Annotated in this window: 27 protein-coding genes and 1 riboswitch; of the genes, 7 read left to right on the top strand and 20 right to left on the bottom strand. The window is 68.0% G+C overall.

The window, feature by feature from the left end:
- Positions 1–4: 4 nt before the first annotated feature.
- The 6 genes from ILT43_RS06900 to ILT43_RS06875 all read right to left on the bottom strand — a co-directional run bounded on the left by ILT43_RS06900 (position 5) and on the right by ILT43_RS06875 (position 7,395).
- Entirely contained in the window at positions 5–1,498 is a 1,494-nt protein-coding gene (locus ILT43_RS06900) for a sensor domain-containing diguanylate cyclase (RefSeq protein ID WP_204197213.1), read from the bottom strand.
- Positions 1,499–1,637: 139 nt separating this feature from the next.
- On the bottom strand, positions 1,638–3,227 hold the full coding sequence (gene gcvPB / locus ILT43_RS06895) for an aminomethyl-transferring glycine dehydrogenase subunit GcvPB (RefSeq protein ID WP_204197185.1): 1,590 nt from the start codon (positions 3,225–3,227) through the stop codon (positions 1,638–1,640).
- Entirely contained in the window at positions 3,224–4,582 is a 1,359-nt protein-coding gene (gene gcvPA, locus ILT43_RS06890) for an aminomethyl-transferring glycine dehydrogenase subunit GcvPA (RefSeq protein WP_204197171.1), read from the bottom strand. The genes gcvPB and gcvPA overlap by 4 nt, the downstream gene beginning before the upstream one ends.
- Positions 4,583–4,796: 214 nt before the next feature.
- A complete protein-coding gene (gcvH, locus tag ILT43_RS06885) occupies positions 4,797–5,165 on the bottom strand; it encodes a glycine cleavage system protein GcvH (RefSeq protein ID WP_204197163.1) in 369 nt (122 codons plus the stop codon).
- A 1-nt stretch (position 5,166) separates the two neighbouring features.
- On the bottom strand, positions 5,167–6,375 hold the full coding sequence (gcvT, locus tag ILT43_RS06880) for a glycine cleavage system aminomethyltransferase GcvT (RefSeq protein WP_204197162.1): 1,209 nt from the start codon (positions 6,373–6,375) through the stop codon (positions 5,167–5,169).
- A 147-nt stretch (positions 6,376–6,522) separates the two neighbouring features.
- Positions 6,523–6,612: riboswitch (glycine riboswitch) on the bottom strand.
- 138 nt (positions 6,613–6,750) lie between these two features.
- Entirely contained in the window at positions 6,751–7,395 is a 645-nt protein-coding gene (locus ILT43_RS06875) for a hypothetical protein (RefSeq protein WP_204197137.1), read from the bottom strand.
- 88 nt (positions 7,396–7,483) lie between these two features.
- On the opposite strand from ILT43_RS06875, the gene ispH reads away from it, so the two are divergent.
- Genes ispH through rnhA form a run of 3 tightly spaced genes read left to right on the top strand, consistent with a single transcriptional unit; the run spans position 7,484 to position 9,847 of the window.
- Entirely contained in the window at positions 7,484–8,431 is a 948-nt protein-coding gene (gene ispH / locus ILT43_RS06870) for a 4-hydroxy-3-methylbut-2-enyl diphosphate reductase (protein ID WP_204197130.1), read from the top strand.
- 22 nt (positions 8,432–8,453) lie between these two features.
- The gene (gene thrB / locus ILT43_RS06865; protein ID WP_204197120.1) at positions 8,454–9,410 is read left to right on the top strand and encodes a homoserine kinase; all 957 of its coding nucleotides are present in this window, start codon (positions 8,454–8,456) and stop codon (positions 9,408–9,410) included.
- Positions 9,407–9,847, top strand: a complete 441-nt coding sequence (gene rnhA / locus ILT43_RS06860) for a ribonuclease HI (protein ID WP_204197105.1) — start codon at positions 9,407–9,409, stop codon at positions 9,845–9,847. The genes thrB and rnhA overlap by 4 nt, the downstream gene beginning before the upstream one ends.
- A gap of 338 nt (positions 9,848–10,185) precedes the next feature.
- Here the strand turns inward: rnhA and ILT43_RS06855 are convergent, their stop codons facing one another.
- From ILT43_RS06855 to glmU, 7 genes are all read right to left on the bottom strand, one after another.
- Positions 10,186–10,362, bottom strand: coding sequence for a hypothetical protein (locus ILT43_RS06855; protein ID WP_204197091.1), 177 nt, complete (start codon positions 10,360–10,362; stop codon positions 10,186–10,188).
- 45 nt (positions 10,363–10,407) lie between these two features.
- Positions 10,408–11,328 carry an ROK family protein gene (locus tag ILT43_RS06850; RefSeq protein WP_204197090.1) on the bottom strand — a complete coding sequence of 307 codons (921 nt, stop codon included), beginning with the start codon at positions 11,326–11,328 and terminating at the stop codon, positions 10,408–10,410.
- Positions 11,329–11,400: 72 nt separating this feature from the next.
- Complete coding sequence (locus tag ILT43_RS06845) at positions 11,401–12,279, bottom strand: SDR family NAD(P)-dependent oxidoreductase (protein ID WP_204197080.1); 879 nt, start codon at positions 12,277–12,279, stop codon at positions 11,401–11,403.
- Between the two features lie 31 nt (positions 12,280–12,310).
- Entirely contained in the window at positions 12,311–14,134 is a 1,824-nt protein-coding gene (gene glmS / locus ILT43_RS06840; RefSeq protein WP_204197052.1) for a glutamine--fructose-6-phosphate transaminase (isomerizing), read from the bottom strand.
- A 15-nt stretch (positions 14,135–14,149) separates the two neighbouring features.
- Positions 14,150–14,512, bottom strand: coding sequence for a PIN domain-containing protein (locus ILT43_RS06835; RefSeq protein WP_204197044.1), 363 nt, complete (start codon positions 14,510–14,512; stop codon positions 14,150–14,152).
- A gap of 6 nt (positions 14,513–14,518) precedes the next feature.
- Entirely contained in the window at positions 14,519–14,752 is a 234-nt protein-coding gene (locus ILT43_RS06830; protein ID WP_204197035.1) for a ribbon-helix-helix domain-containing protein, read from the bottom strand.
- Positions 14,753–14,777: 25 nt separating this feature from the next.
- On the bottom strand, positions 14,778–16,151 hold the full coding sequence (glmU, locus tag ILT43_RS06825; protein ID WP_204197032.1) for a bifunctional UDP-N-acetylglucosamine diphosphorylase/glucosamine-1-phosphate N-acetyltransferase GlmU: 1,374 nt from the start codon (positions 16,149–16,151) through the stop codon (positions 14,778–14,780).
- 60 nt (positions 16,152–16,211) lie between these two features.
- Between glmU and ILT43_RS06820 the strand changes: the two genes are divergently transcribed.
- On the top strand, positions 16,212–16,895 hold the full coding sequence (locus ILT43_RS06820) for an HAD-IA family hydrolase (protein WP_204197022.1): 684 nt from the start codon (positions 16,212–16,214) through the stop codon (positions 16,893–16,895).
- On the opposite strand, the gene ILT43_RS06815 is transcribed toward ILT43_RS06820, so the two are convergent.
- From ILT43_RS06815 to ILT43_RS06795, 5 genes are all read right to left on the bottom strand, one after another.
- Complete coding sequence (locus tag ILT43_RS06815; protein ID WP_204197017.1) at positions 16,861–17,862, bottom strand: nucleotidyltransferase domain-containing protein; 1,002 nt, start codon at positions 17,860–17,862, stop codon at positions 16,861–16,863. The genes ILT43_RS06820 and ILT43_RS06815 overlap by 35 nt on opposite strands.
- Positions 17,859–18,695 carry an HprK-related kinase A gene (locus ILT43_RS06810; RefSeq protein ID WP_204197014.1) on the bottom strand — a complete coding sequence of 279 codons (837 nt, stop codon included), beginning with the start codon at positions 18,693–18,695 and terminating at the stop codon, positions 17,859–17,861. Before ILT43_RS06810 ends, ILT43_RS06815 begins: the two co-directional genes overlap by 4 nt.
- The gene (locus ILT43_RS06805) at positions 18,692–18,952 is read right to left on the bottom strand and encodes an HPr-rel-A system PqqD family peptide chaperone (RefSeq protein WP_204197012.1); all 261 of its coding nucleotides are present in this window, start codon (positions 18,950–18,952) and stop codon (positions 18,692–18,694) included. The genes ILT43_RS06810 and ILT43_RS06805 overlap by 4 nt, the downstream gene beginning before the upstream one ends.
- A 4-nt stretch (positions 18,953–18,956) precedes the next feature.
- Complete coding sequence (locus ILT43_RS06800) at positions 18,957–19,364, bottom strand: hypothetical protein (RefSeq protein ID WP_204197006.1); 408 nt, start codon at positions 19,362–19,364, stop codon at positions 18,957–18,959.
- Positions 19,365–19,477: 113 nt separating this feature from the next.
- The gene (locus ILT43_RS06795) at positions 19,478–20,200 is read right to left on the bottom strand and encodes a GcrA family cell cycle regulator (protein ID WP_204197003.1); all 723 of its coding nucleotides are present in this window, start codon (positions 20,198–20,200) and stop codon (positions 19,478–19,480) included.
- 58 nt (positions 20,201–20,258) lie between these two features.
- On the opposite strand from ILT43_RS06795, the gene ILT43_RS06790 reads away from it, so the two are divergent.
- From ILT43_RS06790 to ILT43_RS06780, 3 genes are all read left to right on the top strand, one after another.
- Positions 20,259–21,107, top strand: coding sequence for an ABC transporter permease (locus tag ILT43_RS06790; protein ID WP_055848618.1), 849 nt, complete (start codon positions 20,259–20,261; stop codon positions 21,105–21,107).
- Between the two features lie 228 nt (positions 21,108–21,335).
- On the top strand, positions 21,336–21,623 hold the full coding sequence (locus tag ILT43_RS06785; protein ID WP_055848615.1) for a hypothetical protein: 288 nt from the start codon (positions 21,336–21,338) through the stop codon (positions 21,621–21,623).
- 559 nt (positions 21,624–22,182) lie between these two features.
- Complete coding sequence (locus tag ILT43_RS06780) at positions 22,183–22,506, top strand: hypothetical protein (RefSeq protein ID WP_204196994.1); 324 nt, start codon at positions 22,183–22,185, stop codon at positions 22,504–22,506.
- Positions 22,507–22,655: 149 nt separating this feature from the next.
- On the opposite strand, the gene ILT43_RS06775 is transcribed toward ILT43_RS06780, so the two are convergent.
- Together ILT43_RS06775 and ILT43_RS06770 are read right to left on the bottom strand one after the other, a co-directional pair.
- A complete protein-coding gene (locus tag ILT43_RS06775) occupies positions 22,656–23,186 on the bottom strand; it encodes a GNAT family N-acetyltransferase (RefSeq protein WP_204196992.1) in 531 nt (176 codons plus the stop codon).
- Positions 23,183–23,974, bottom strand: coding sequence for a LysR family transcriptional regulator (locus ILT43_RS06770; RefSeq protein ID WP_204196984.1), 792 nt, complete (start codon positions 23,972–23,974; stop codon positions 23,183–23,185). The genes ILT43_RS06775 and ILT43_RS06770 overlap by 4 nt, the downstream gene beginning before the upstream one ends.
- Positions 23,975–23,979 lie beyond the last annotated feature (5 nt).

Raw genomic sequence — 23,979 nt, 5'->3', positions numbered from 1 at the left:
CGGCTCAGCGCGCACCGGCGGCGAGGCGCAGCGGCGCGGGCGCATCCGGTACGGCGATCATCTCCGCACGGTCCGCGATCGCGGCGGTGCCGCGCTTGATGCGCTTCGCCCGGTACAGCGCCTGATCGGCCGCCTCCAACAGTGTCGAGCGGGTCGCGTGACGATGATCCAGTCCGCAGACGCCGATCGTCGCGGACACCGTGATCCGATCCTCGCCCTCGCCGATGCCATAGCGGAGGTCGCCGAGCAGCCGCCGCAGCACGGCGATCAGGTTGTCGCGCGCATCGTCGCCGCGCAGCATCAGCACGAACTCATCGCCCCCAAGCCGTGCGACGAAGCAGTCCTCCAGATAGGTGGCCGACCGCAGCCGCCCCGCGACCACCCGCAACACTTCGTCCCCGCGCGCGTGTCCGAAGCGATCGTTGACGTCCTTGAACCGGTCGAGGTCGAGCAGCGCCACCGCCAACGGCGTCCCATCGCGCCGGGCGCATTCGATCGCGGCATCGAGGTGGCGGTTGAGGCCGCGGCGACTGGCGATCTGCGTCAGTTCGTCGGTCTGCGCCGTCTCCAGCAGGCTCTGTTCCAGGCGATAGCGCTCGGTCACGTCCTGTATGACGCCGACGATCGCGACCCGCTCGCCGCAGGCCGCATATTCCGCCTCGCCCATCGCCCGCACGCGCCGCTGTTCGCCGCGCGCGGTGACGAATTCCAGTTCCAGGTCATAGGCTTCGCCGGTCGCTATGCAGTGCGCCAGCGCCGTCTCCAGCTTCGCACGATCATGCGCCGGATAGAAATCGAGCGCGGTCGCCAACGCCTCTCCGTCCGCCGGCGTCAGGCCGTGGATCGTATAGGTCTGGTCCGACCATTCGACGGCATCTCCGCGCAGGTCGAGCCGCCAAGACCCGATGTTCGCCATCCGCTCCGCCTGCTGCAACTGGCGCTGCATGCGGTCGACGCCGATCAGCGCCTCCTGCCGCTCCAACGCCGCCGTCACCGCCTCCTGCGTTGCGACGCGCAGTTCGAACAGCGTCTCGACCAGTTTCGCCATCTGGCGCAGTGTCGCGATCTGGTCCGATGTCGGATCGCGTGGGCTGTCGTCGATGACGCACAGCGTTCCCAGCGGCAGCTTCGGCTCGCCCGGTCGCTTCGCGGCTCGGACCGGCATGCCCATATAGGCGCGCACGAAGGGCGGGCCGAGCACCAGCGGGTTGTGTGCAAAGCGCGGATCGAGCGTCGTGTCACGCACGATCAGCAGGTCGTTCGCGGCGACCGCATGCGAGCAAAAGGCGATGTCGCGGTCCGTCTGCGTCTCGCACAGCCCCTGACGCGCCATGAACCACTGGCGGTCGGCGTCGACCAGCGACACCAGCACGATTTTCCACCCGAACATGCGCCGGGTCGCTTCGACGATCGCGTCGAACTCCGCCTCCGCGGGGCGGTCGAGAATGTCGAGGGTGCGAAGCACCTCCAGGCGCTGTCGCTCGAAACGATCGGGCATGCGGGTCCTTCGCACGCCGAACCTTGCTGCCACGCTAACGAAGCGGGCAGGTGCGCCTCGTTTGCGACGAGTGGTGGCGGTAAGCGCACGCCCGTCGCAGGTTAACGCCGCGCCAAGAAATGGCGCGGCGTTCCCGGCGTCACTCCGCGGCGGCGGCGACCGGCGTGGGGTTCTTCCACGTCAGCACGGGCTTGCGCGCGGCCAGCGTCTCGTCGAGCCGGGCGCGCGGCGCGAAATGCGGTGCGGACTTGAGTGCGGTGTCGCCCGCCTTGGCGCGCTCCGCCACCGATCGCAGCGCGCCGATGAACTGGTCGAGCGCCGCCTTCGACTCGGTCTCGGTCGGCTCGACCAGCATCGCGCCGTGCACGACGAGCGGGAAATACACCGTCATCGGGTGATACCCCTCGTCGATCAGGCCCTTCGCCACGTCCAGCGTCGAGAACCCGTCCGCCAGATTGGCGTCGCTGAACAGCGCCTCGTGCATGCACGGTCCCGACCCGCCGAACGGCGCGTCGAGCGTATCCTCCAGCGAGCGCAGGACGTAATTCGCGTTCAGCACCGCATCCTCGGCGACCTGACGCAGGCCGTCCGCACCGTGGCTCAGGATGTAGGTCAGCGCGCGGGTGAACATGCCCATCTGGCCGTGGAACGCGACCATGCGACCGAACGAATCCGGGTGGCGATCGTCGACGCTTTCTTCCTCGACCAGCGTGATGTGACCGTCACCGTGGCGTTCGGTGAAGGGCAGCGGCCCGAAGGGCGACAGCGCCTCCGACAGCACCACCGGCCCGGATCCCGGCCCGCCGCCACCGTGCGGCGTCGAGAAGGTCTTGTGCAGGTTGATGTGCATCGCATCGACGCCGAGGTCGCCCGGCCGCACGCGGCCGACGATCGCGTTGAAGTTCGCGCCGTCGCAATAGACGTAGCCGCCTGCTTCATGCACCGCGTCCGAAATCTCCTTCAGATCGCGCTCGAACAGGCCGCAGGTGTTGGGGTTGGTGATCATCACCGCCGCCACGTCGGGCCCGAGCCGCGCCTTCAGTGCCGCGGTGTCGACGCGGCCCTCGGCGGTCGCGGGGATGTCCTCGACCTGGAACCCGGCGAAAGCGGCGGTGGCGGGGTTGGTGCCGTGCGCGCTTTCGGGGACGAGGACGACCTTGCGATGCCCCTCGCCGCGCTTCTCCAGCGCCGCCTTGATGCACAGGATGCCGCACAGCTCGCCGTGCGCGCCCGCCTTCGGGCTCATCGCGACGCCGTGCATGCCGGTCAGCTTGATGAGCCACACCGCCAGTTCGTTGATGACCGCCAGCGCGCCCTGCACGGTATCGACCGGCTGCAACGGATGGACGTCGGCGAAACCGGGCAGCCGCGCCATCTTCTCGTTCAGGCGCGGATTATGCTTCATCGTGCAGCTACCGAGCGGGAACAGCCCGAGATCGATCGCGTAATTCTGCCGCGACAGGCGCGTATAGTGGCGCACCGTCTCCGGCTCCGACAGGCCGGGCAGCCCGATCGGTGCGGTCCGCGCCAGCGACCCCAGCTTCGACGCGGTCGTGACCGGGGCCGCGACCTCGACGCCCGTCGTTTCGGTGGAGCCGATCTCGAAGATCAGCGCCTCCTCCAGCATCAGCGCCCGATTGCCCGTAAAGGTGTTGCCGGTCGAGGTCGCCGGGACATTGCCCGATCCGGCGACCATCTCCGGGCGCCAGCCGCTCTGGTTGATGCTCATGCCAGGATCTCCTGAAGCGCGGCGGCAAGGGTTTCGACATCCTCCGCCGTGGTGGTTTCGGTAACGGCGACGACCAGTCCGTTCGCCAGCGCATCCTCGCCCGGATACAGCCGGCCGAGCGACACGCCCGCGAGGATGCCGCGATCCGCCAGCGTCCGGACGACGGGCCGCGCCTCGACCGGCAGCTTCAGCGTGAATTCGTTGAAGAAGCCGTCGTTGACCAGTTCGACGCCCGGCACCTGCGACAGCCGCTCCGCCGCGGTGACCGCGCCGGCATGGTTGGTCGCGGCCAGCGCGCGCAGCCCCGCCTCGCCCAGCAGTGTCATGTGGATCGAGAACGCCAGCGCACACAGGCCGGAGTTGGTGCAGATGTTCGACGTCGCCTTCTCGCGCCGGATATGCTGCTCGCGCGTCGACAGCGTCAGCACGAAGCCGCGCTTGCCGTTCGCGTCGACCGTCTCGCCGCACAGGCGACCCGGCATCTGGCGGACATATTTGTCCTTGCACCCGAACAGCCCGACATAAGGCCCGCCGAACTGAAGCCCGACGCCCAGAGACTGCCCCTCGCCCACGACGATATCGGCATCCATCTCGCCCGGCGAGCGGATCGCGCCGAGCGCGACCGGCTCCGTCACCACCGCGATCAGCAGCGCCTTCTTCGCGTGACAGGCATCCGCCAGCGGCGTCAGGTCGGCAATGCGCCCGAGGATGTCGGGATACTGGACGACGACGCACGAGGTATCGTCGTCGATCGCGGCGATCAGGCGATCGATGTCCAGCTCCGGCACCAGCCACGGCGATGTCGTGTCGAGCACGTCGCCGGTATACTTCGCCATCGTCTTCGCGACCGAGACATAATGCGGGTGCAGCCCCGACGACAGGATCGCCTTGCCGCGCTTGGTGATGCGCCGCGCCATGCCGATCGCTTCCCAGCACGCGGTCGAGCCGTCGTACATCGACGCATTCGCCACGTCGGTGCCGAGCAGCCGCGCGACCTGCGTCTGGAATTCGAACAGCATCTGGAGCGTACCCTGCGCGATCTCCGGCTGATACGGCGTGTAGGCGGTCAGGAACTCGCCGCGCTGGATCAGGTGATCGACCGACGCCGGCACATGATGCCGGTACGCGCCGCAACCCAGGAAGAACGGCACTTCGCCCGCCACCGTGTTCTGGCGTGCAAGCGCCGTCATGTGGCGTTCGACCGCCAGTTCCGACGCATGGTTCGGCAGATCATGAACAGGGCCATCGAGCCGTGCCGCCTCCGGCACGTCGACGAACAGATCGTCTATCGACGACACGCCGATGACGGACAGCATCGCGTCACGATCGGGCTGGGTAAGCGGCAGATAGCGCATGTTCTACTCCTCCCATCCCTTTCGGGAGGGGTTGGGACTGTTGTTCTCCCCTCCCTTCAAGGGAGGGGTCGGGGGTGGGTAGCGTCCGGGCGGTCCGGCAAGAGACTCGCGGCACGTCACCGTATCGCGAGCATTCTACCCATTCCCAACCCCTCCCTCGAAGGGAGAGGAGTTTCAGGGGCCCCCTCCCTGCTAAGGGGGGACGTTCAAACGATCAAAGCTTGGAGACGAACGCTTCGTACGCGGCTTCGTCCATCAGGCTGTCCAGCTCGGCTTCGTCCGACAGCGTGATGCGGAAGAACCAGCCCTCGCCCTCGGCATCCGAGTTCACCAGATCGGGCGAGTCGGACAAGGCGGGGTTGCCCTCCAGCACGCTGCCGGACACCGGCGAGTAGACGTCGGATGCGGCCTTGACCGACTCGACCACCGCCGCCTCGTCGCCCTTCGCCAGTTGCCGGCCATCGGCGGGCACGTCGACGAACACGATGTCGCCGAGCTGGCTCTGCGCATATTCGGAGATGCCGACGGTGCCGATCGCGCCGTCGACTTCGATCCACTCATGATCCTCGGTGAAGTAACGCATCTCAGGCTCCCGTCGTCTTGGATTGGCGGACGTAATTGTGCGGCACGAACGGCATCGCCGCGACCGTGGCCTCATGGAATTTCCCGCGCTGCGACAGCCGCAGCACCGTGCCGGGCGTCGCAAGCGCGGTGGGGACGAACGCCATGCCGATCGGCGCGCCGAGTGTCGGGGCGAAGCCGCCGCTGGTGACGCGACCGATCGTCGCGCCGTCCGCATCGACGACCGTCGCGCCCTCGCGCACAGGCTGGCGACCGGCCACGACCAGTCCAACGCGCTTCGTCGCCGGGCCGTTCTCGCGCTCCGCCAGAATACGCCCGGCGCCTGCAAAATCACCCGCCTCGCGACGGCGCTTCGACAGCGCAAAGCCGAGATCGGCCATCACCGGCGTCGTCTCCGGATCGAGATCGTGGCCGTAGAGCGGCAACCCCGCCTCCAGCCGCAGCGAGTCGCGCGCGCCGAGACCGATCGGCTTCACCTCCGGCTCCGCGCAGATCGCGTCGGCGAACGCCGCGGCGACCTCCGCAGGAATGGAAATCTCGAAGCCGTCCTCGCCGGTATAGCCCGACCGGCTGATCCACAGCGGCGTGCCGTTCCAGTCGAACGCACCCGCGGTCATGAACACCAGCGCCTCGACGCCCGGCACCAGCCGCGCGAGCGCGTCGACGGCCTTCGGACCCTGCACCGCGAGCAAAGCCTGCTCGTCCTGCAAATTCATCGTCACGTCGTCCGGCAGGACTTCGAGCAGATAGCCGATGTCATCGTATTTGGTCGCGCCGTTGACGACCATGTACACTTCATCGGTGCCGTCGACCGTGCGGCGCGTGACCATCAGGTCGTCGAGGATGCCGCCATCCTCCGCCAGCAGCAGAGAATAGCGCATCCGACCCTGCTTCAGCCCGGTCACGTCGCCGGGCAGCACCGCCTCCAGCGCCTTCGCGACCGCATCGGTGTCGCCGGTTTCGTCGTCGCCATAGGTGAAGACCAACTGGCCCATGTGGCTGACGTCGAACAGGCCGGCGGACTGACGGGTCCACAGATGCTCGGCCATGATGCCTTCATACTGGACGGGCATTTCATAGCCCGCGAACGGGACCATCCGGCCCCCGCGGGCACGGTGCCACGCGTCGAGCGGCAGCAACTGGATGACGTCCTCGCCCTCGGGCGCGTCCTCGATCGCGACTATTTGTTCGCCGATTTCCAGATCGCTCATCGCACCGTACTCCATCAAGGGCGATCGACGGCGGGACGCCCGCTGCCGATCCGAACCCCCTCTGTCACGGTACCTGAGAGCTTTCGCAGGCGCACCTGCTTACCCCTTCGGTGGCCCCTGTAACGGGACGCTTTCCAGAGTGTCGTATCGCCTCGCGCGGTCCCTGGTGCCTGAGAGATTCCGGGGCGGTTGCTCCTTCGGCGGCCCCTGAAAGAGGCACTCTCCCGCGCATGACATCGACATCGCCGCTGTGGCTAGGCGGCGGTCGCGAGTCAATCGCGAATGCCCGCCAGGATCAGTGTTTCCCGCCTGAGGCTCGACTACTCCGGTCCGTCATGCGGGACTCGTCCCGGCATGACGAACGGCGTTCGGCCCCTATCGCGTGGCGTTGTACCGCAGCTGCGCATCGTTGAGCTGGAATCCGACCAGCGCCTCGAAACTGGCCGCCAGCACCGCCTGCCGCACTTCGGGCTGGGTCAGGGGATCGACCGCGGCGTCCTCGTCCCCCGCCTTGCGGCGGCGCGTCAGGCGCTCGCGGATCGCGGGTGGCAACGTCGCCGCGGCGCGGCTGACGCTGGCGCCCGCCGTGCCGCTCACCTGCGCACGGTCCTGACCGGCGGCGAATTGCAGCGTGATCGTGCCGACGCGCTTGGCGACGACGTTGCTGCCGCCGCGCAGCACGGTGATGAAATACGGCAGCGCCACGGTGCGAGCCGCATCCGTCTTGATGCGGCGGGCCTGCACGTCGAAGGTGACGTTGGTGGCGATGTCCGCGCCACTGTCGTCGCAGGTCGACCGCACATTGGTGATCGCCGCGATGACATCGATCGCACTCTGCGCCTGGCTGGTCGGCGGGTCGAACAGCGTCACGTCGCCCGTACCCGCGGGCACGCCAACAACGGGGCATGCCGAACGCACCGCGCTGACGCCGCCGGTCGAATCGAGTTCGCCCTTGCTGGAGCAGCCCCCGATCAGGCCGGCCGCACCGAGGACGAGAATGGCTGCAATCTTCACGGGCACACCTTGCTGACGACCCCGATCGGGGCACCGAGCCACCGCCATAGGAACCGGGTTGGAGCCGCGCAAGCAATCCGGTAGAGCGCTCGCCATGTCGAAGCTGCCGCTGGAACTCCTCATCGCCGCCCCGCGCGGCTTCTGCGCGGGCGTGGACCGTGCGATCCGGATCGTCGAACTGGCGATCGAGAAACACGGCGCGCCCGTCTATGTCCGACACGAGATCGTCCACAACAAGTTCGTCGTCGACAGCCTGAAGGCGATGGGCGCGGTGTTTGTGGAGGAACTGGACGAGGTCCCGGACGGCGCTCCCGTCGTCTTCTCCGCGCACGGCGTCCCGAAATCGGTGCCCGCCGCGGCGCAGGACCGTGGCCTCGACTATCTCGACGCAACCTGCCCGCTGGTCTCGAAGGTCCACCGCGAGGCGGAGCGTCAGGTCGCCGCCGGCCGCCACATCGTCTTCATCGGCCATGCCGGCCATCCGGAGGTCATCGGCACCTTCGGCCAGGTCCCGGCCGGCGACATGACGCTGATCGAGACGGTCGCCGATGTCGAAGCCTTCATGCCGATCGACCCCGAAAACCTCGCCTTCCTCACGCAGACGACGCTGTCAGTGGACGACACGTCGGCGGTGGTCGCGGCGCTGAAGGCGCGCTTCCCGAACATCCAGGGTCCGAAGGGTGAGGACATCTGCTACGCCACGTCGAACCGGCAGGCGGCGGTAAAGGCGATCGCCTCCGCCTGCGACGCGATGCTGGTGATCGGCGCGCCGAATTCGTCCAACTCGCTGCGACTGGTCGAGGTCGCCGAGCGCGAGGGTGTGCCGGCGATGCTGATCCAGCGCGCCGCCGACCTCGACTGGGCTTTTCTGGAGGGCGTCGGCACGCTCGGCCTGACAGCGGGTGCGTCCGCCCCCGAACTGCTGGTGCGCGAACTGGTCGACCGGCTCTCCACTCGCTTCGACGTGTCCGAGCGCGAGGAAGAAACCACGCGCGAGACGATCGCGTTCAAGCTGCCACGCGGACTGGAAGCGGCGGCTTAGCACCCCCGCTGGAGACACCCGCATGGCCGTCTACACGCAAGTCTCCGCCGAGGCGCTGACACGCTTCCTCGCGCGGTTCGACGCGGGCGAACTCGTCTCGGCGAAGGGTATCGCCGAGGGGGTGGAGAACTCGAACTACCTCGTCGACACGACCGAGGCGCGGTTCATCCTGACGCTGTACGAAAAGCGCGTCGCGGCGGGTGACCTGCCCTTCTTCCTCGACCTGCTGGAGCATCTGGCGCAGCACGGCAGCCCCGTGCCGCCCGCGGTGCCCGATCGCGACGGCACGACGATCCATGAACTGGAGGGCCGTCCCGCCTGCCTGATCCGCTTCCTGAACGGCGTGTCGGTGACGGCACCGACCCCGGAGCAGGCGCGCGCCGCGGGTGCGGCGATGGGCCAGATGCATCGCGCGCTGGAGGATTTCGGCGGCAGCCGTCCGAACACGCTGGGTGTCGATGCGTGGCAGCCCTTGCTGGCGAAATGCGGCCGCGACCTCGATACGATCGCGCCGGGCCTGTACGACGACCTCGCGTCCGGGCTTCAGGCGGTGACCGCGGCATGGCCGCAGCACGGCGACATCCGCGTCATTCACGCCGACCTGTTCCCGGACAACGTGCTGATGCTGGGCGACCGGGTCACCGGGCTGATCGACTTCTATTTCGCCTGCACCGACCTGCGCCTCTACGATCTCGCGATCATGCACACCGCGTGGAGCTTCGATGCGCGCGGCGAAGCCTATGACGGCGACGTGGGGCACGCCCTGCTGGACGGCTATGCGGCGACGTTCGGCCTCGCTGACGCGGAGCGCGCGCAGTTGCCGGTGTTGTGCATGGGCGCCTGTATCCGCTTCGCGCTGACGCGGGGCTGGGACTGGCTGAACACGCCCGCCGATGCGCTGGTGACGCGCAAGGACCCCGTCGCCTATACGCGCCGGCTCGCCTTCTACCGGGCGAACGGAGCAGAGGTTTTCGCGTGACAGAAGTCGAGATCGCCACGGATGGCGCATGCAAGGGCAATCCCGGGCCGGGCGGCTGGGGTGCGCTGATCCGCAGCGGCACCACCGAGAAGGAACTGTCGGGCGGCGAGAAGCTGACGACGAACAACCGCATGGAGCTGATGGCGGCGATCGAGGCGCTGAACGCGCTGAAGCGGCCCTGCGCCGTGACGCTGTCCACCGACAGCCGCTACGTCATGGACGGCCTGACCAAGTGGATTCACGGCTGGCAGAAGAACGGCTGGAAGACCGCCGACAGGAAGCCGGTGAAGAACGCCGAGCTGTGGCAGGCGCTGCTCGCGGCGGCCAAGCCTCACAAAATCGACTGGAAATGGGTCAAAGGTCACACCGGGCATCCGGACAACGAACGCGCCGACAAACTCGCCAGCGACGCCGCGGTGGTGGCGGGCCGGTCGTAGAGGGGGTCCGCAGGTTCTTCAACAATGGCGCAGATCATCAGCAGCGGGCGTGGTTTACCCCCCACAGGATAATTGTAGGCGCGAGGCGGATCATAACCTTGCTGCTGCGATCCGCGAATGCAGCTTACGGGGTGACGTTTGCAGCGATCATCTCCAGCATCTGAAAGCCCTGCTGACAAGGTTGATCGCCGGATCGAGCGCGCGGATGCGGCGGGCGGTTTCGCGACTGTCGCTTCCCGGCGGCATCCGCACGTCGATGAACGCCACTGAGTAAGGTGTCCCCGCTGCGAGCACCCGCTCAACCTGGGCCACTGCGTCGAGCCCCTGATGACAATGCGTCATCGTGGAGGCCGGATCGTCGCACACGCAGGGCCCAGCCCCGAACAGGTCGGCGGCCCCGCCCCCAGCGCGGCTCCGTCACCGACCGCGGCGAAGCTGCGACGGTAACAGGCATGCATGGCCGATCCGTCGTCGACGACCAGCAGTCGCTTGCCGCCTCCGTCCGAACCTTCCATCCGCGCAACCCTTGCCCATCGTTGCCGCGGGGTAAGCAGACGCGATCAAGAGGACGTAAACGAACTCGACAGCTCCGCGCCCAGCGCCTGCGCACCGAGCACGATCGCGCCGAGCGGCCCGGCATTGCCGCCGAGCGCGGGGGGGACGACGAACGTCTCCGCGTCGCCGACTTCCGCCAGGGCGACATAGCCGGCCAGACTGCGCGTCATCGCCGCGCGCACCTTCGGGAACAGATGGTCGCTGCCGACCATCACGCCGCCACCCATCACGATCCGGCGCGGCACGCCCGTCAGCACCAGCGTGTGCAGCAACTGCCCCAGCGCATCGGCAACCAGATCCCAGGCGGGGTGATCGGCGGGCAGTTCCGGACCCGGTATGCCGGTTCGCGCCTGAATCGCGGGTCCGGCCGCCAGCCCCTCCAGACACGCGCCGTGATAGGGGCAGACACCGATCCAGTCGTCACCGGCGACCCGCACCGGGCGGATATGGCCGAATTCCGAATGCGTGAGCCCGTCGACGGGCAGCCCACCCGCGATGAGCCCGACGCCGATGCCGGTGCCGACGGTCGCATAGGCGATATCGGGCAACCCCTTGGCCGCGCCCCAGCGCGCCTCCGCCAGCGCCGCGCCGACGACATCGGTATGGAAGCCGGTCGGTACCCCGACGTGCCGCGCCAGCCGCCGGGCGACGTCCTGCCCGGCCCAGCCAGGCTTGGGGGTGGAGGTGATGTGGCCGTAATCGGCGGCATGCCTGTCGATCGACACGGGTCCGAAGCTGGCGATGCCCAGCGCGGAAAAGCCGCTCCACTTCTCGAGCACCGCCTCGACCGCGCTCAGCGTCTCCTCAGGGCGGGTCGTCGGGATCGTTACCCGATCCTCGATCTCGTCGGGTCCCCGTGCCAGAATGGCGATGCACTTGGTGCCGCCGAGTTCGAGGCCGGCAATCAGCGGACGTCCGTGCGGCATAGTGCTTCCCTCTTCCACCGATCGGTGCGCCGCCTCTATGTGCGGGGGGACGGCGATTGGCCAGCCGCGGTGCTATCGATCATCGAGCGCCGTCATCGCCGCCGCGACCTCCTGCTGCAACTGTGCCATGCCGGCATCGGGAACGCTCTCGTGCGTGCGGTCGGACACTGCGTCCCAGCGTTCCAGCAGACGCTCGCCGGCATCGTCGCCACCGCCGATATACTCGCCCGCCGTCAGCGTGACGTAGGCGCGTTCGAAATGCCCCGCGCCAGCGCACAGGATCGCCCGCGTCGGTGCGTCGTCGCCGACCAGCTTCAGCAGCGCCGGGCTGACCATCTCGGGCTGCATCAGCGCCTTGACCGGTTCCGGCAGCAGATTTTCCGTCATCGCGGTGGCGGCGGTCGGGGCGAGGCAGTTGACGCGGATTTCGTTCTTCGCGCCCTCTATCGCTAGCGTCTGCATCAGCCCGACCAGCGCCATCTTCGCCGCGCCGTAATTCGCCTGCCCGAAATTGCCGTAGAGGCCGGACGAGGACGTGGTCATGACGATGCGCCCAAAATTCTGCGCCTTCATCACGTCCCACACCGCCTTCGAACAGATCACCGCGCCCATCAGGTGGACGTCGACGACCAGCCGGAAATCGGCGATGCTCATCTTGCCGAACGACATGTCGCGCAGAATGCCGGCATTGTTGACGAGGATGTCGATCCGGCCCCAGCGTTCCTGCGCATTTGCGACCATCGCCGCCACCGCAGCCTCGTCGGTCACCGACCCGGTCGCCGCCAGCGCCTCGCCGCCCGCCGCGACGATCTCCGCCGCAACCGCGTCGACACCGTCGCCCAGATCGTTGACCACGACCTTCGCTCCGTAGCGTGCGAGCAACAGCGCATGCGAACGGCCGAGCCCGGCCCCCGCCCCGGTCACGATCGCGACCCGATCCTTCAGCAACACGGCGTGATCTCCCCAATCATCAGGCGGCCAGCTATTCGACGGTGACCGACTTCGCGAGGTTGCGGGGCTGGTCGACGTCCGTGCCCTTCATGACGGCGACGTGATACGCCAGCAACTGCACCGGCACCGCATAGACGATCGGCGCGATCAGCGGGTGGACCTTGGGCATCGTGATCGTCGCAACGCAGCCCTCGCCCGCCGCCTGGATGCCGTCGTAATCGCTGATGAGCACGACCTTGCCGCCGCGCGCCATCACCTCCTGCATATTGCTGATCGTCTTGTCGAACAGCGGTCCGGACGGGGCAATGACGATCACCGGCACATTTTCGTCGATCAGCGCGATCGGGCCATGCTTCATCTCGCCGGCGGCATAGCCCTCGGCATGGATGTAGCTGATCTCCTTCAGCTTCAGCGCACCTTCCAGCGCCAGCGGGTAATCGGTGCCGCGGCCCAGATACAGCACATCGCGCGCGCTCGCGACGGTGCCCGCCATCGCCTCGATCGCCTCATCATAGGCCAGCGCCGCGTTGATCGCGGCGGGCGCCTCCGCCAGATGCTTGACGATCGCCCGCTCTTCCAGATGCGACAGCCGCCCTTTGGCGCGGGCGAGATTGGCGGCGAGCGCCGCCAGCACCGCCAGCTGGCAGGTGAACGCCTTGGTCGATGCGACGCCGATCTCCGGCCCGGCATGCGTCGGCAGCAACAGGTCCGCCTCGCGCGCCATCGAACTCGTGGGCACGTTGCAAACGACGGCGATCGTCTGCCCCTCCTTCTTGGCGTGGCGCAGCGCGGCGAGCGTGTCGGCCGTCTCGCCCGACTGGCTGATGAACAGCGCCAGCCCGCCCGGCTCCATCACCGGCGCGCGGTAGCGGAACTCGGATGCGACATCGAGGTCGACGGGCACGCGCGCGAACTGCTCGAACCAGTATCGCGCGACCATTCCGGCGTAGAAGCTGGTCCCGCACGCGACGATCGTCACCCGCTTGATCGCCGACAGGTCGCCTTCGGGGATCGGCAGCGTCACCTTCTCGTCGAGGCGTTGCAGGTAGGAGCGCAGCGTCTGGGCGACGACGATCGGCTGCTCGTAGATTTCCTTGAGCATGTAATGCCGGTGGTTGCCCTTCGACACCAGTTCGCCGGTGACGCCGGAGATGGTGATCGGCCGCTCGACGGCGTTGTTCTGCTGATCGTAGACCTGCGCACCGTCGCGCGTGCAGACGACCCAGTCGCCCTCTTCCAGATACGCGATGCGTTGCGTCAGCGGGGCCAGTGCCAGCGCGTCGGAGCCGAGATATGTCTCCCCGTCGCCGTGGCCGACGACTAGGGGCGAGCCAAGCCGCGCCCCGATCAGCAGGTCCGGGTGCTGGCGGAACAGGATTGCAAGCGCGAATGCACCGTGCAGGCGCGGCAGCACGGTACGCACCGCCTCAACCGGCTCCAGACCAGCCTCCACCTGTTCGCTGACGAGGTGCGCGACGACCTCCGTGTCGGTTTCGCTGGTGAAGACCCGGCCCCGCGCGATCAGTTCGTCGCGAAGGGATTTGAAGTTCTCGATGATGCCGTTGTGCACGACCGCGACTTCGTCGGTCGCATGCGGGTGCGCGTTGTTGGTCGTCGGGCCGCCATGCGTCGCCCAGCGCGTATGTGCGATGCCGGTCCGGCCCGGCAGCGGATCGGCGGCCAATTCCTTCGCCAGGTTCATCAACTTGCCCGACGCGCGCCGCCGCTCGATCCGGCCATCGTGATCGGTGGCGATGCCCGCCGAGTCGTAGCCACGATATTCCAGCCGTCGCAGGCCGTCGAGCAGGCGCTCGGCGACGTCTTCGTTACTCAGGATGCCGACGATGCCGCACATGGAATGTCTCTTTGTCTAGAAGGTATAGGGGACGCGGATGCCGGGCATGTCCGCGGGGAAGTCCTTGGTGTTGCGGGTGACGAGCATCGCACCGTTCACGCGTGCTGTTGCCAGAATGTACGCGTCCAGCAACTTCATCCGCGCTTCGTGACGGATCGCTGCCGCTGCGGCGGCTATGTGCGCATCGATCTCGACAACCTCGAACGGAGACAGCAGGCGAGCAACGGTCGCTCGCTGCTGGGGTGGTTCCCCCGCCAGGATTTCCGTCCAGACGACACGACTGATGCGATGCCGGCCATAGCGTTGCAATTCGGCCACTGCCGGCGGACGATCGACGAGCCAGTCGATCAGGATATTGGTATCGAAGAACGGCTCCACGTCGGATCAGAAATCGGCGCGGTCTTCGCGCATCGCGCGCTGGTACTCGACAGCATCGCCAACGTCCTGGCGGTGCTTCCAATACCCTGCTCCGCGCGCGATCCAGTCGTTGCTGCTTCGATCACGCAGGTGCTGCGATACGGCAACACGCAGTTCCGCTGCGCGCGATCGTCCATTGCGCTGTGCAAGCTCATCGAGCGCAGCAACGTCGTCGTCGGGTATGTTGACCAGAGTCCTCATATCCGCAAGATATCACGCAGCGATATCACTTGCCACCCTTCCGCGCCGTCATCAGCGCTCGAAACTGCGCGGCCCAGCCCCGCTTTTCGACCTGCGCGGGCCGCACCAGCGCCAGCGCGTCGGCGGCGACGTCCTTCGTCACGACCGATCCCGCCGCGACGATCGCACCCGCGCCGATCGATACCGGCGCAACGAGCGCGGAGTTGGAGCCGATGAATGCCCCCGCCCCGATCGTCGTGCGATATTTGAAGAACCCATCGTAGTTGCAGGTGATCGTCCCCGCACCGATGTTGACGCCCGCGCCAACTTCGGCGTCGCCGATATAGCTCAGATGGTTGGCCTTCGCCCCCTCGCCTAAGGTCGCCTTCTTCACTTCGACGAAATTACCCACGCGCGATTTCGCGCCCAGCACCGCCCCCGGACGCAGGCGCGCATAAGGACCGACATCCGCCCGGGGGCCGACCGTCGCACCCTCCAGATGGCTGAACGCGTGGATCACCGCACCGTCCGCGACCGACACGCCGGGGCCGAATACGACATTAGGCTCGATCGTCACGTCGCGGCCGATGACGGTATCATGCGAGAACCAGACGGTGTCCGGTGCGATCAGCGACGCGCCCTCCGCCATTGCGCGCAGGCGGCGCTGCGCCTGCCAGCCCTCTTCCACCACGGCCAGTTCGGCGCGGCTGTTTATGCCCGCGACCTCGTCCGCGCCCGTCTCGATCGCGACCGCACGCGCTCCCTCGGCTATCGCCAGCATGACGATGTCGGGCAGATAGTATTCGCCCGCCGCATTGTCGTTGCCGACCGCCTCCAGCAAGCGCCACAGATCGGCGGTGCGGACGGCGGTGACGCCGGAGTTGCACAAGTCGACCGCCCGCTCCTGCTCGGACGCATCCTTGTATTCGACCATCTTGCGGATCGTGCCGTCCGCGTCGGCGATCACCCGTCCGTACGCCGCGGCGTCAGCCGGCCGGAAGCCGAGCACCGCGACCATCGGCGCATCCTCCGCCTCCAGCCGCGCCGCGAGCCGGGCCACGGTGTCGGTCGACAGCAACGGCGTATCGCCGAAGCAGACGATCGCGATGCCGTCGAAGTCCGCCAGCGCCGCCTTCGCCTGCAACGCGGCATGGGCGGTGCCGAGCTGCTCGTGCTGCCACGCGATGTCGACGCCACTGCCCGCAACCGCCGCCTCGACCTGCTCGCCCGACGCACCGACGACGACGACGCGGCGGCTGGCTCCCGCTCCGTCGAGGCTGGCGAGCAAATGCAGCAGCATCGGCCGCCCCGCGACCGGGTGCAGCACCTTGTGCAGGTCGGATTTCATCCGCGTGCCCTTGCCGGCGGCGAGGACGATGACGGCCAAAGGCGCGGCGAGCGGGGTATCAGGCTGGCTCATGCCGCGCCGGTGCCACGAACATCTTGCCATTTCCATAGCGGTGCCGTCTTGCGGGCGATCATGGACAAGACTTCATCGTTTTTCGACCTCGTCGGCTTCGATATGGACGGCACGCTGCTCGACACCTCGGGTGACCTTGCCGCCGCCGTCAACCACGCGCTGGCGAGTGCCGGCCGACCGACGCTGACCGTGGATCAGGTGACGCCGATGATCGGCGGCGGCGCGCGGCACATGCTGGCGCAGGGCATGGCCGCGACCGGCGGCTGCACCGATGCCGAACTCGACGTGCTGCACCGCCGCCTGCTCGACTATTACGAGGCGAACATGGTCGTGCTGACGCAACCCTATCCGGGAGCACTCGACGCGCTGGACGCCCTCGCGGCGCGCGGCGTGACGCTGGCCGTCGTGACCAACAAGCTGGAACATTACGCGAAACGCATCCTCGAAGAACTCGACCTGACCGCGCGCTTCGCCTGCCTGATCGGGGGCGACACGCTGGGGCCGGGACGCGGCAAGCCCAAACCCGATCCGATCATCGAGATGATCGCGCGCTGCGGCGGCGGGCGCCCGGCGTTCGTCGGCGATTCGATCTACGACGTGAAGGCGGCGCAAGCGGCGCGCGTGCCCGTCGTGGCGTGCAGCTTCGGTTTCCTCGACCGGCCGGTCGGCGAACTCGGTGCGGACGCGACGATCGACGGGTACGCCGAACTCATCCCCGTGCTGGAGCGCCTCGCCGCCATTTGACCCACAGATGCCGCGCGAGCATCGCGGGCGGCATGCGCAGCCAGTGCGAGCGGACGTAGAAGCCCAGCCGCGTCGCCGGCCGGATCGCCCGCCCCCATCCATCGCGCGCCAGCAGGCGGCGGCGGAAGAGGTGGTCGGTCGTGCGGCCGTCGCCGAACAGCGCCTCCGCCAGTCGAACCGCTCTTGCAACAGGCGCGGTCAAACCGTGATGCGCGGCACGATCGGCCAGCCGGTCCTTGCCGAACTCCTCGATCAGGCAGCGAATGTCCCACAGGTTGCGGAGTCCCCCCGCCAGATCGCCGTCCGCGAACAGATGCGCGGCGGCGTGAACGATCATGTCCGTCGGCGACAGCACCGACAGCCCGTTGCCCAGCGGCACGGCGTCCGCGATCAGCGCCGCCGCATCGGGCTTCGGCCGCGCGGTCAGCGGCAGGATCGTGTGATGCACGTCGATCATCCGGTCACGCTCGCGGTGGATCAGCGGCGGCAGTTCGTGCATCCAGCGCCGGTAATAGGCGTCGTCATAGGGGTCCGGCTTCACCCATTCCCATCCCGCCGCGATCAGCGCCGTCTCCACCGTCTCCAGTGCCTCGCGCGGCACGAGGATGTCGCAATCGCCGATCGATCGCCCCTGCCCCGCCGCCAGCCCGCTCGCGGCATAGGCGGTACCCTTCAACAGCACGACCGTCACGCCCAGCGGCAAGAGGACGCGCGCAACGACGGTCGCCTCCCACAGCGCGGTGCGGCGGGCATGCTCCGCGATCTGGCGCGCATCGGCGAGGGTCGCGGCGACCGCCGGCGGCACCGCCAGCCCGTGCAGCCTGTGCGCCAGCGTTCCCGCCAGCTGCTCCGCCCGCGCGATCGTCAGCAGCGCGGTCCAGCCGTCCGCGTCCAAGTCTAGAACCGATGTCGGGTCGCGCAGCGCCCGCACCAGCAGCATCGCGTCGGTCCCGACGACAGCTCTCATGGCCAAAGCTCCTCGACCATCGCCAGCGCGGTCTCGCTGTCCGGATAGTCGATCGCCAGTGCCGGCACCTCCGTCACCAGCCGGGTCAGCGCGGTGAACCCGGCCTCGCCCAGCAGCGTGTAGTTCGTCGATGCCTGAGTCAGCCGGACGAACGCCTCGCTCGCCGGCATCTCCCGCACCGCCCGCGTCTCGCCATAACGGGGAAACAGCAGCAGCGCCGGCCGCGCCGGCTCGTCCATCGCCGCGATGGCGCGGGCGTCGGGAACGAGGTGGCGGATATCACCCTTCGGCGTGCACGGCAGCAGCGGACCCCATCGATCGCCCGCCACCGCCCCGATCGCCCCGCCCTTCAGGCTCACGAGCCGTGGAAAGGCGTGCGCCATACCCGTCGCCGGTGCGATCAGCGCGAACTCGTCGCCCATCAACCGCCAGCCGCGCCCCATCAGCAATGCCGCCAGCGTGGACTTCCCCGCGCCCGATTCGCCGCTCATGAGCAGCGCACGGCCGTTCCGCTCCACCGCCGACGCATGCAGCAGCAGATGTCGCCGCCAGCCGAGCGCGACTTGCAGGTTCATGCCCATCTCGGCGGCGAGCAGCCCGTGCGCCAGCGGCAGCGGCGCGGCCTCCGGCAGCATATAGTCGCCAGTGATCTGCACCGACGGACGCAGCCAGCGCCGCCACGGGCGTGTCGCCTCCAGCCGGACGGTGAAGTCGGGTACGTCCGGCACCGGATAGTCGCGGTACAGGTCGGCGAGCGCATCGACCGGCGCGGCCCAGTCGGACCCGATGCGGAACGCAGCCGGGCCGATCCGAAGGTGGACCGAATGTCTCATTCCGGGACGATCAGGCCGATGTCGACCAGCTCCGCGACGCGTGCCGACAGCGCCTCCCGTGCACGGCTGCCGAGATCGAAGCCCGCCGCCAGCCGCACCAGCAGTTCGTCGAGCGTCACCGCCTCGTCGCCCAGCGCGGTCAGGATCTGCGGCGCGGGTTCGGTCAGCAGGTGGGTCGCACCGGACGGGCGGTGGAGGACCGCAACGAACGCATCGAGCGGCACGGACACGGTCGCCCGCTCGGCGCACAGGCGCATGGGATCAGCGCGGCATCTGCAACGAGGCGAAACACGTGAACCCGCCCTGCCCGCGTTGCAGGCGTCGGATGTAATTCACGTAGGCGCGGCTGCGCTCGGTATCGGTGCCGGGCAGCGTGCTGCCGTTGAGCGCGCGCTTCACCTCCTCCCCCTTGTAGGCGCGGCTGGCGGGTGGGAATGCCCCCTTGGTGCCGGAGGCTACCGTCTTGCCGTCCGCGGTGATCCAGTTACCGGCGCGCGTGCGCTCCGGCACCGCGATCTCGCAGTTCAGGACGGAGCCGGCGGTCTGCGCCAGTGCGGGTCGAATCGACACCACCGCACTCGCCCCGACCGCGCCGAGCATCAGCGCACGGCGGCTGGTGGTGCCGCCGGCTGTCGAGCCGTCTTCGTCGGAGGTTGCCTGATCGGTCATGATCGTCCCATGCTAGCCTGACCGACTTTCATATCGGTTAAGCGCAGGCAAGCATCCTGTGCGTGCCGAAGCGGGACTGGACGCCCCTCCTGCCTGGAGGAGGGGCATCGGACCTACCGGACGCGCGGGCCACCGAAGGGCAGCGGCGGCGGCGGGCGGCGGTCGCGGCGGGGGAGCTGCGCCTGATAGGCGTGGCCGCAATGATCGACGCAGTACGGGAAGCCCGGGTTCACCTTCTCACCACAGAAGTGGAAATCGGGTTCGCCCGGATGGCCCAGCGGCCATTTGCAGATGCGGTCGTTCAGATCGAGCAGGCTGGTCTTGCCCGCGATCTCCGCCGATGGCTTGGCCGGAACCAGCCGGCGCGGCGGCGCGGGGGCGATCGGCGGCTGCTGCTCGCCCGGCGCCTGACGCAGGAAGCCACCGGGGCCGACCGAGCGCATGATCGGCTGCGGCGGCGCGGGAGGCGCTGCAACGACGGCGGGTGCAGCCTCCTCCGCCTCGTCCTCGTCCTCGATCTCCGGCGCAGCGGCACGCGGCGGCGCGGCGACCGGTGCGGCCACGGGCGGCGGCGGCGGAGCAGCCGCTACGACGGGCGCCGGCGGCGGTGCCGCCGCTGGCATTGGCGCCGGTGTCGGCGCGGCTGCGGCCGCGGTCGCCGCCGAGTCGTTCGCGCGCACCGGTGAGGGGCGCGCCTGAAGGCCCAGCCGGTGCGCCTTGCCGATCACGGCATTGCGGCTGACGCCCTGCCCCAGCGCCTCGGCGATCTGGCTGGCGGTCTGGCCGGCCTCCCACATCGTCTTGAGCGTATCGATCCGCTCGTCGGTCCAGGACATGCGTATTCCTTATCGTCATCGTTGCGGGCGGCAGCCGCAGGGAGTACCCGACCCCGCCATGAGCAGCCAGCCCCCGATCGGTCAAACTCTGGTGAGGAACGCCCCCGGCGTGCCCGTCATCCGGAACATCAACTGGGGCGGCCTTCGCACCCTCTATATCAAGGAGGTGCGCCGTTTCTTCAAGGTGCAGCTCCAGACGATCTGGGCACCGGCGATCACGACGCTGTTGTTCCTCGTCGTCTTCACCGTCGCGACGGGGGCGAAACGCCCCGTGCTGGTCGGCGGATCGGAGGTCGCCTTCGCCGATTTCATCGCCCCCGGCCTCATCATCAGCCAGGGGATGATGGGTCCCGCCTTCGCCAATGCCAGCTTCTCGCTGCTGGTCGGCAAGATCCAGGGGACGATCGTCGATTATCTGCAACCACCCTTGTCGACGATGGAATTGCTGTCGGCGCTGGTCGGCGGCGCGGTGACGCGGGCGATCATCGTCGGCATCGTCGTGTGGGCGGCGATGGCGCTGTACCCCGGCGTTCACGTCACCCCACACGCGCCGCTGGCGATCCTGTGGTTCGGCCTGCTGGGATCGCTGTTCCTCGCGTTTCTCGGCGTGCTGACGTCGATCTGGGCGGAGAAGTTCGACCACGCCGCCGCGGTGACCAACTTCGTCGTCACCCCGCTCGCGCTGCTGTCGGGCACCTTCTACTCGGTCGACAAGCTCGCCCCCGCCTTCCGCGCGTTCAGTCATGCCAACCCGTTCTTCTATATCATCTCCGGCTTTCGCTACGGCTTCCTCGGCATTGCCGATTCGCCGGTGTTTGTCGGATCGCTGGTGGTGCTGGGCATCGATGTGGCGCTGGGCGTCGCCTGCTACGTGCTGCTGCGGCGCGGATGGCGGTTGAAGAACTGAGCTGTTTGGGGTTTTGCGGCGGCGGTTGGCGGCGGTTTCGGAGCGGGAGGTGCGTGGCTGCGGGCTGCTGAATTCACAGGATAATGCGGGCGAAGTGGAGGAAGTGGAGGCACCGGACGGGTGTCTTCCACTTCGGTGCAGGGGCGGGGCGGCGACACCGGGAATGACTGCTCACGCCCGATTGCTGACATAGCCGGATGTGCTAGGTTTAGCCCCACAGGAGGCCTCATGACGATCTATCAGCGGTTTCGCATCTGGATCGACGAGGTTCAGTCCGGAAGCCTTTACGCCGGCAAGCTGCTGTACGCTGCTGGCGCGTTTCCGCTCTTCGCTACTCCGCTTTTCGGAAACTGGTGGCGCATACCGGGCGTCGCGATCGCGGTTGGATGGATGGCATTTCTGCTTTGGCGGCTTTGGCTGATGGCAAAAACTGGCCTGATCGCCAGTGACGTGCCGCAGGGCCGCTTGATCGAGAAGACGGTTTCTACCGACGACGCGATCTCGAACGACAGCTAACCACCAACTCTCGCCGTTCGCGACCCGCGTAGCGGACGCTGCCTGCCCGAAACCGGACCGGCGGCTTTGGGGCGGGAAAGCGGACGAGCCGTTTACGCCCAATGCCTGCCGTTCAGAGGCAGGAGCGACTTGCCCGAAACCGGTCGATCGTTCAGCTTCAACCCGTGAGCGATAGCAGATATCAGGGCGGGACTACCGCAGGTAGCAAGTGGGGCTGTGCCGTTGCCGCAGTCATTGGCGTGCCCCTCTTCTGTTTTCTCACCCTCGTTGACGCTCTCGGTGACTGCGTCCCGGACTCGGACTGTAAGAAGGGCTTCTTGCCCTTCGTCGTCGCTCCGACCGTCGTCGTCGCGGCAATGTTGTTCTTCGTTGTTCGCTTAATCGTGAACAAGATGCGGCGATCAGCAGGTGGCAGCTAATCCTCGCGTGTAGCCGAAAGCGGCCAGACCGCCTTCCTTCCCGTCTCGGCCCTTCCGCTTTCGCCCAATTCGAGACATTGCGAAGAGCCGGCGCCATTCCTGATTGCGGACACCAAAGGTTGGTGCAAGGATCGCCGCTGATGCTGCTCGCCACCCTTCTCGCTACCGCCGCCCTGACGCCCGCCCTCGAAGCGGATTTCTCCCAAAGCTATCGGGTCTGGATTTCCGTAGATCGGCCTAGCTGCACCTACTGGCTTACTGACACTGGCATGAACCCTCGCCAGCTTACCGCCGCTTTGACGCAGAATGGCTATGAGGTCGCTAGAGGCGCTGAAATTCTTACGACCTCCGACACGCCTGTTCGATGCGTCCGCGAGGCTTCGCGTGCCGTTCGGCGAGCCGGTTTTGTCAGCATTCGCACGAGGCTCGGGACGGAGAAGGATCGGATGCACGGCATCCCGTGAATGGCAGCTATGTGCTGGTTCTCGCCCGAAAGCTGCCCTTCCGCTTACCACCAAAAGCGGCCATGCCGACTAACTGAAACGCGCGCAAGCCTCGGCCCAGCGAGGCACGCACTACCATCGATGTCAAAGAACCGCCTGACTCTACCCCCTCAACCCTCTGTAGGACAGCGCCACTCGCGCGCGAGAAGTCCTAGCAGCAGGGTGTCGCGGATGCCGATGTGGGTTTCCCACTCCTCGCGCAGCAGGCCCTCACGGCGGAAGCCGAGGCGTTCCAGCAGGGCGATCGAGCCGGCATTGTCCGGGTCGGTGTCGGCGAAGATGCGGCGGGCACCATCCTCCGCGATCAGCAGGTCGATCAGCCGCGCCACCGCCTCGCGCGCATAGCCCTGACCCCAGTATCGGCGGGCGAGCAGATAGCCGATCTCGTACACGCCCGGCCGACGCCGGTGCGCGGACACGGTGCCGATCGCGGCGCCGTCCAGCGTGATCGCCCAGCCGGTCCACGGATCGTCTACGGCACGCGGCATCAGATAGGCGCGCGTTTCCGCCAGATCGGCATGCGGCGCGCTCGACCACCAGCGCATCAGGTCGACGTCGCGATACGCGTCGTGCAGCGCCTCCGCATCGTCGGTCGACAGCGGGCGCATCGTCAGGCGCTCGCTGTCGAACATCGCCTTCATTGCGCCAGCGCGTCGACCAGCGCGCGGACCTTCGCCTGCCGCCACTGCGGCAACGGCGCGACCAGCCAATAGCCGAGCCGCGACGGCACCGGCTCGCCCATCGCGATCACCCGGCCCGACGCCAGATCGGCGGCGGCGAGCAGTTGCGGCACGGTCGCGCGGCCCAGCCCGGCGGCGGCGGCGTCGATCGCCAGCCCGGCATCGTCGACCCGCACCAGCGCGCCCGTATCGTCGGGCGACCCCGGCCACGCGATCAGCGGCGCGTCGATCGCCACGGCGGGTGCGGCGACGGTGACCATCCCGTCCGATTCCAGCGCCTCGCCCTCATGCTCGCCCGGCCCCTCGCCCCAGCGGATCGCGAGGTCGAGATTGGCTTGCGTGAAGTCGACCGTCTCGTCCGCGCCGATCAGCACGAAGCGTAGGTCACGGTCGGCGGCGGCGATCGCGGCGAGGCGCGGCATCAGCCACTTGTCGGTCAGGTCGCGCGGCGCGGCGATGGTCAGCGACTTGGACGACTGTCCGGCCTGCATCGCTCGCACCGCTTCCTCGAACTGGAGGAATCCGTCGCGCAAGGGCGCGAGCCCGGCCTCGCCCTCCGGCGTCAGCTCCAGCCCGCGCGTCGTACGCCGGAACAGCACGACGCCCAGCGTATCCTCCAGCGCCCTGATCTGCTGGCCCACGGCGGCGGGCGTGACGGCAAGCTCGTCCGCCGCGCGCGTGAACGACAGATGCCGCGCAGCGGCGTCGAGCACGCGCAGACCATTGAGCGGGAGGTGGGTGCGCTTCATGCCGT

Origin of the sequence: Sphingomonas longa, assembly GCF_016892685.1 — a bacterium.
GTDB lineage: Bacteria > Pseudomonadota > Alphaproteobacteria > Sphingomonadales > Sphingomonadaceae > Sphingomonas > Sphingomonas longa.
Note: the sequence above shows the minus strand (reverse complement) of the source record. Positions and strands in the feature narration are given on the sequence as shown.

Excerpts from the sequence above, each read along its gene's own strand:
- ILT43_RS06780 (WP_204196994.1), top strand. The coding sequence starts at position 22,183 with ATGCTGCTCGCCACCCTTCTCGCTACCGCCGCCCTGACGCCCGCCCTC.
- ILT43_RS06805 (WP_204197012.1), bottom strand. The coding sequence starts at position 18,952 with ATGCGCCTGTGCGCCGAGCGGGCGACCGTGTCCGTGCCGCTCGATGCG.
- ILT43_RS06855 (WP_204197091.1), bottom strand. The coding sequence starts at position 10,362 with ATGGAAGGTTCGGACGGAGGCGGCAAGCGACTGCTGGTCGTCGACGAC.
- gcvPB (WP_204197185.1), bottom strand. The coding sequence starts at position 3,227 with ATGAGCATCAACCAGAGCGGCTGGCGCCCGGAGATGGTCGCCGGATCG.
- glmU (WP_204197032.1), bottom strand. The coding sequence starts at position 16,151 with ATGAGCCAGCCTGATACCCCGCTCGCCGCGCCTTTGGCCGTCATCGTC.
- ILT43_RS06815 (WP_204197017.1), bottom strand. The coding sequence starts at position 17,862 with ATGAGAGCTGTCGTCGGGACCGACGCGATGCTGCTGGTGCGGGCGCTG.
- ILT43_RS06785 (WP_055848615.1), top strand. The coding sequence starts at position 21,336 with ATGACGATCTATCAGCGGTTTCGCATCTGGATCGACGAGGTTCAGTCC.
- ILT43_RS06790 (WP_055848618.1), top strand. The coding sequence starts at position 20,259 with ATGAGCAGCCAGCCCCCGATCGGTCAAACTCTGGTGAGGAACGCCCCC.
- ILT43_RS06830 (WP_204197035.1), bottom strand. The coding sequence starts at position 14,752 with ATGAGGACTCTGGTCAACATACCCGACGACGACGTTGCTGCGCTCGAT.
- gcvH (WP_204197163.1), bottom strand. The coding sequence starts at position 5,165 with ATGCGTTACTTCACCGAGGATCATGAGTGGATCGAAGTCGACGGCGCG.
- ILT43_RS06795 (WP_204197003.1), bottom strand. The coding sequence starts at position 20,200 with ATGTCCTGGACCGACGAGCGGATCGATACGCTCAAGACGATGTGGGAG.
- ILT43_RS06800 (WP_204197006.1), bottom strand. The coding sequence starts at position 19,364 with ATGACCGATCAGGCAACCTCCGACGAAGACGGCTCGACAGCCGGCGGC.
- ILT43_RS06900 (WP_204197213.1), bottom strand. The coding sequence starts at position 1,498 with ATGCCCGATCGTTTCGAGCGACAGCGCCTGGAGGTGCTTCGCACCCTC.
- ILT43_RS06775 (WP_204196992.1), bottom strand. The coding sequence starts at position 23,186 with ATGAAGGCGATGTTCGACAGCGAGCGCCTGACGATGCGCCCGCTGTCG.
- glmS (WP_204197052.1), bottom strand. The coding sequence starts at position 14,134 with ATGTGCGGCATCGTCGGCATCCTGAGTAACGAAGACGTCGCCGAGCGC.
- ILT43_RS06850 (WP_204197090.1), bottom strand. The coding sequence starts at position 11,328 with ATGCCGCACGGACGTCCGCTGATTGCCGGCCTCGAACTCGGCGGCACC.
- gcvT (WP_204197162.1), bottom strand. The coding sequence starts at position 6,375 with ATGAGCGATCTGGAAATCGGCGAACAAATAGTCGCGATCGAGGACGCG.
- ILT43_RS06820 (WP_204197022.1), top strand. The coding sequence starts at position 16,212 with ATGGACAAGACTTCATCGTTTTTCGACCTCGTCGGCTTCGATATGGAC.
- thrB (WP_204197120.1), top strand. The coding sequence starts at position 8,454 with ATGGCCGTCTACACGCAAGTCTCCGCCGAGGCGCTGACACGCTTCCTC.
- ILT43_RS06810 (WP_204197014.1), bottom strand. The coding sequence starts at position 18,695 with ATGAGACATTCGGTCCACCTTCGGATCGGCCCGGCTGCGTTCCGCATC.
- ispH (WP_204197130.1), top strand. The coding sequence starts at position 7,484 with ATGTCGAAGCTGCCGCTGGAACTCCTCATCGCCGCCCCGCGCGGCTTC.
- ILT43_RS06770 (WP_204196984.1), bottom strand. The coding sequence starts at position 23,974 with ATGAAGCGCACCCACCTCCCGCTCAATGGTCTGCGCGTGCTCGACGCC.
- gcvPA (WP_204197171.1), bottom strand. The coding sequence starts at position 4,582 with ATGCGCTATCTGCCGCTTACCCAGCCCGATCGTGACGCGATGCTGTCC.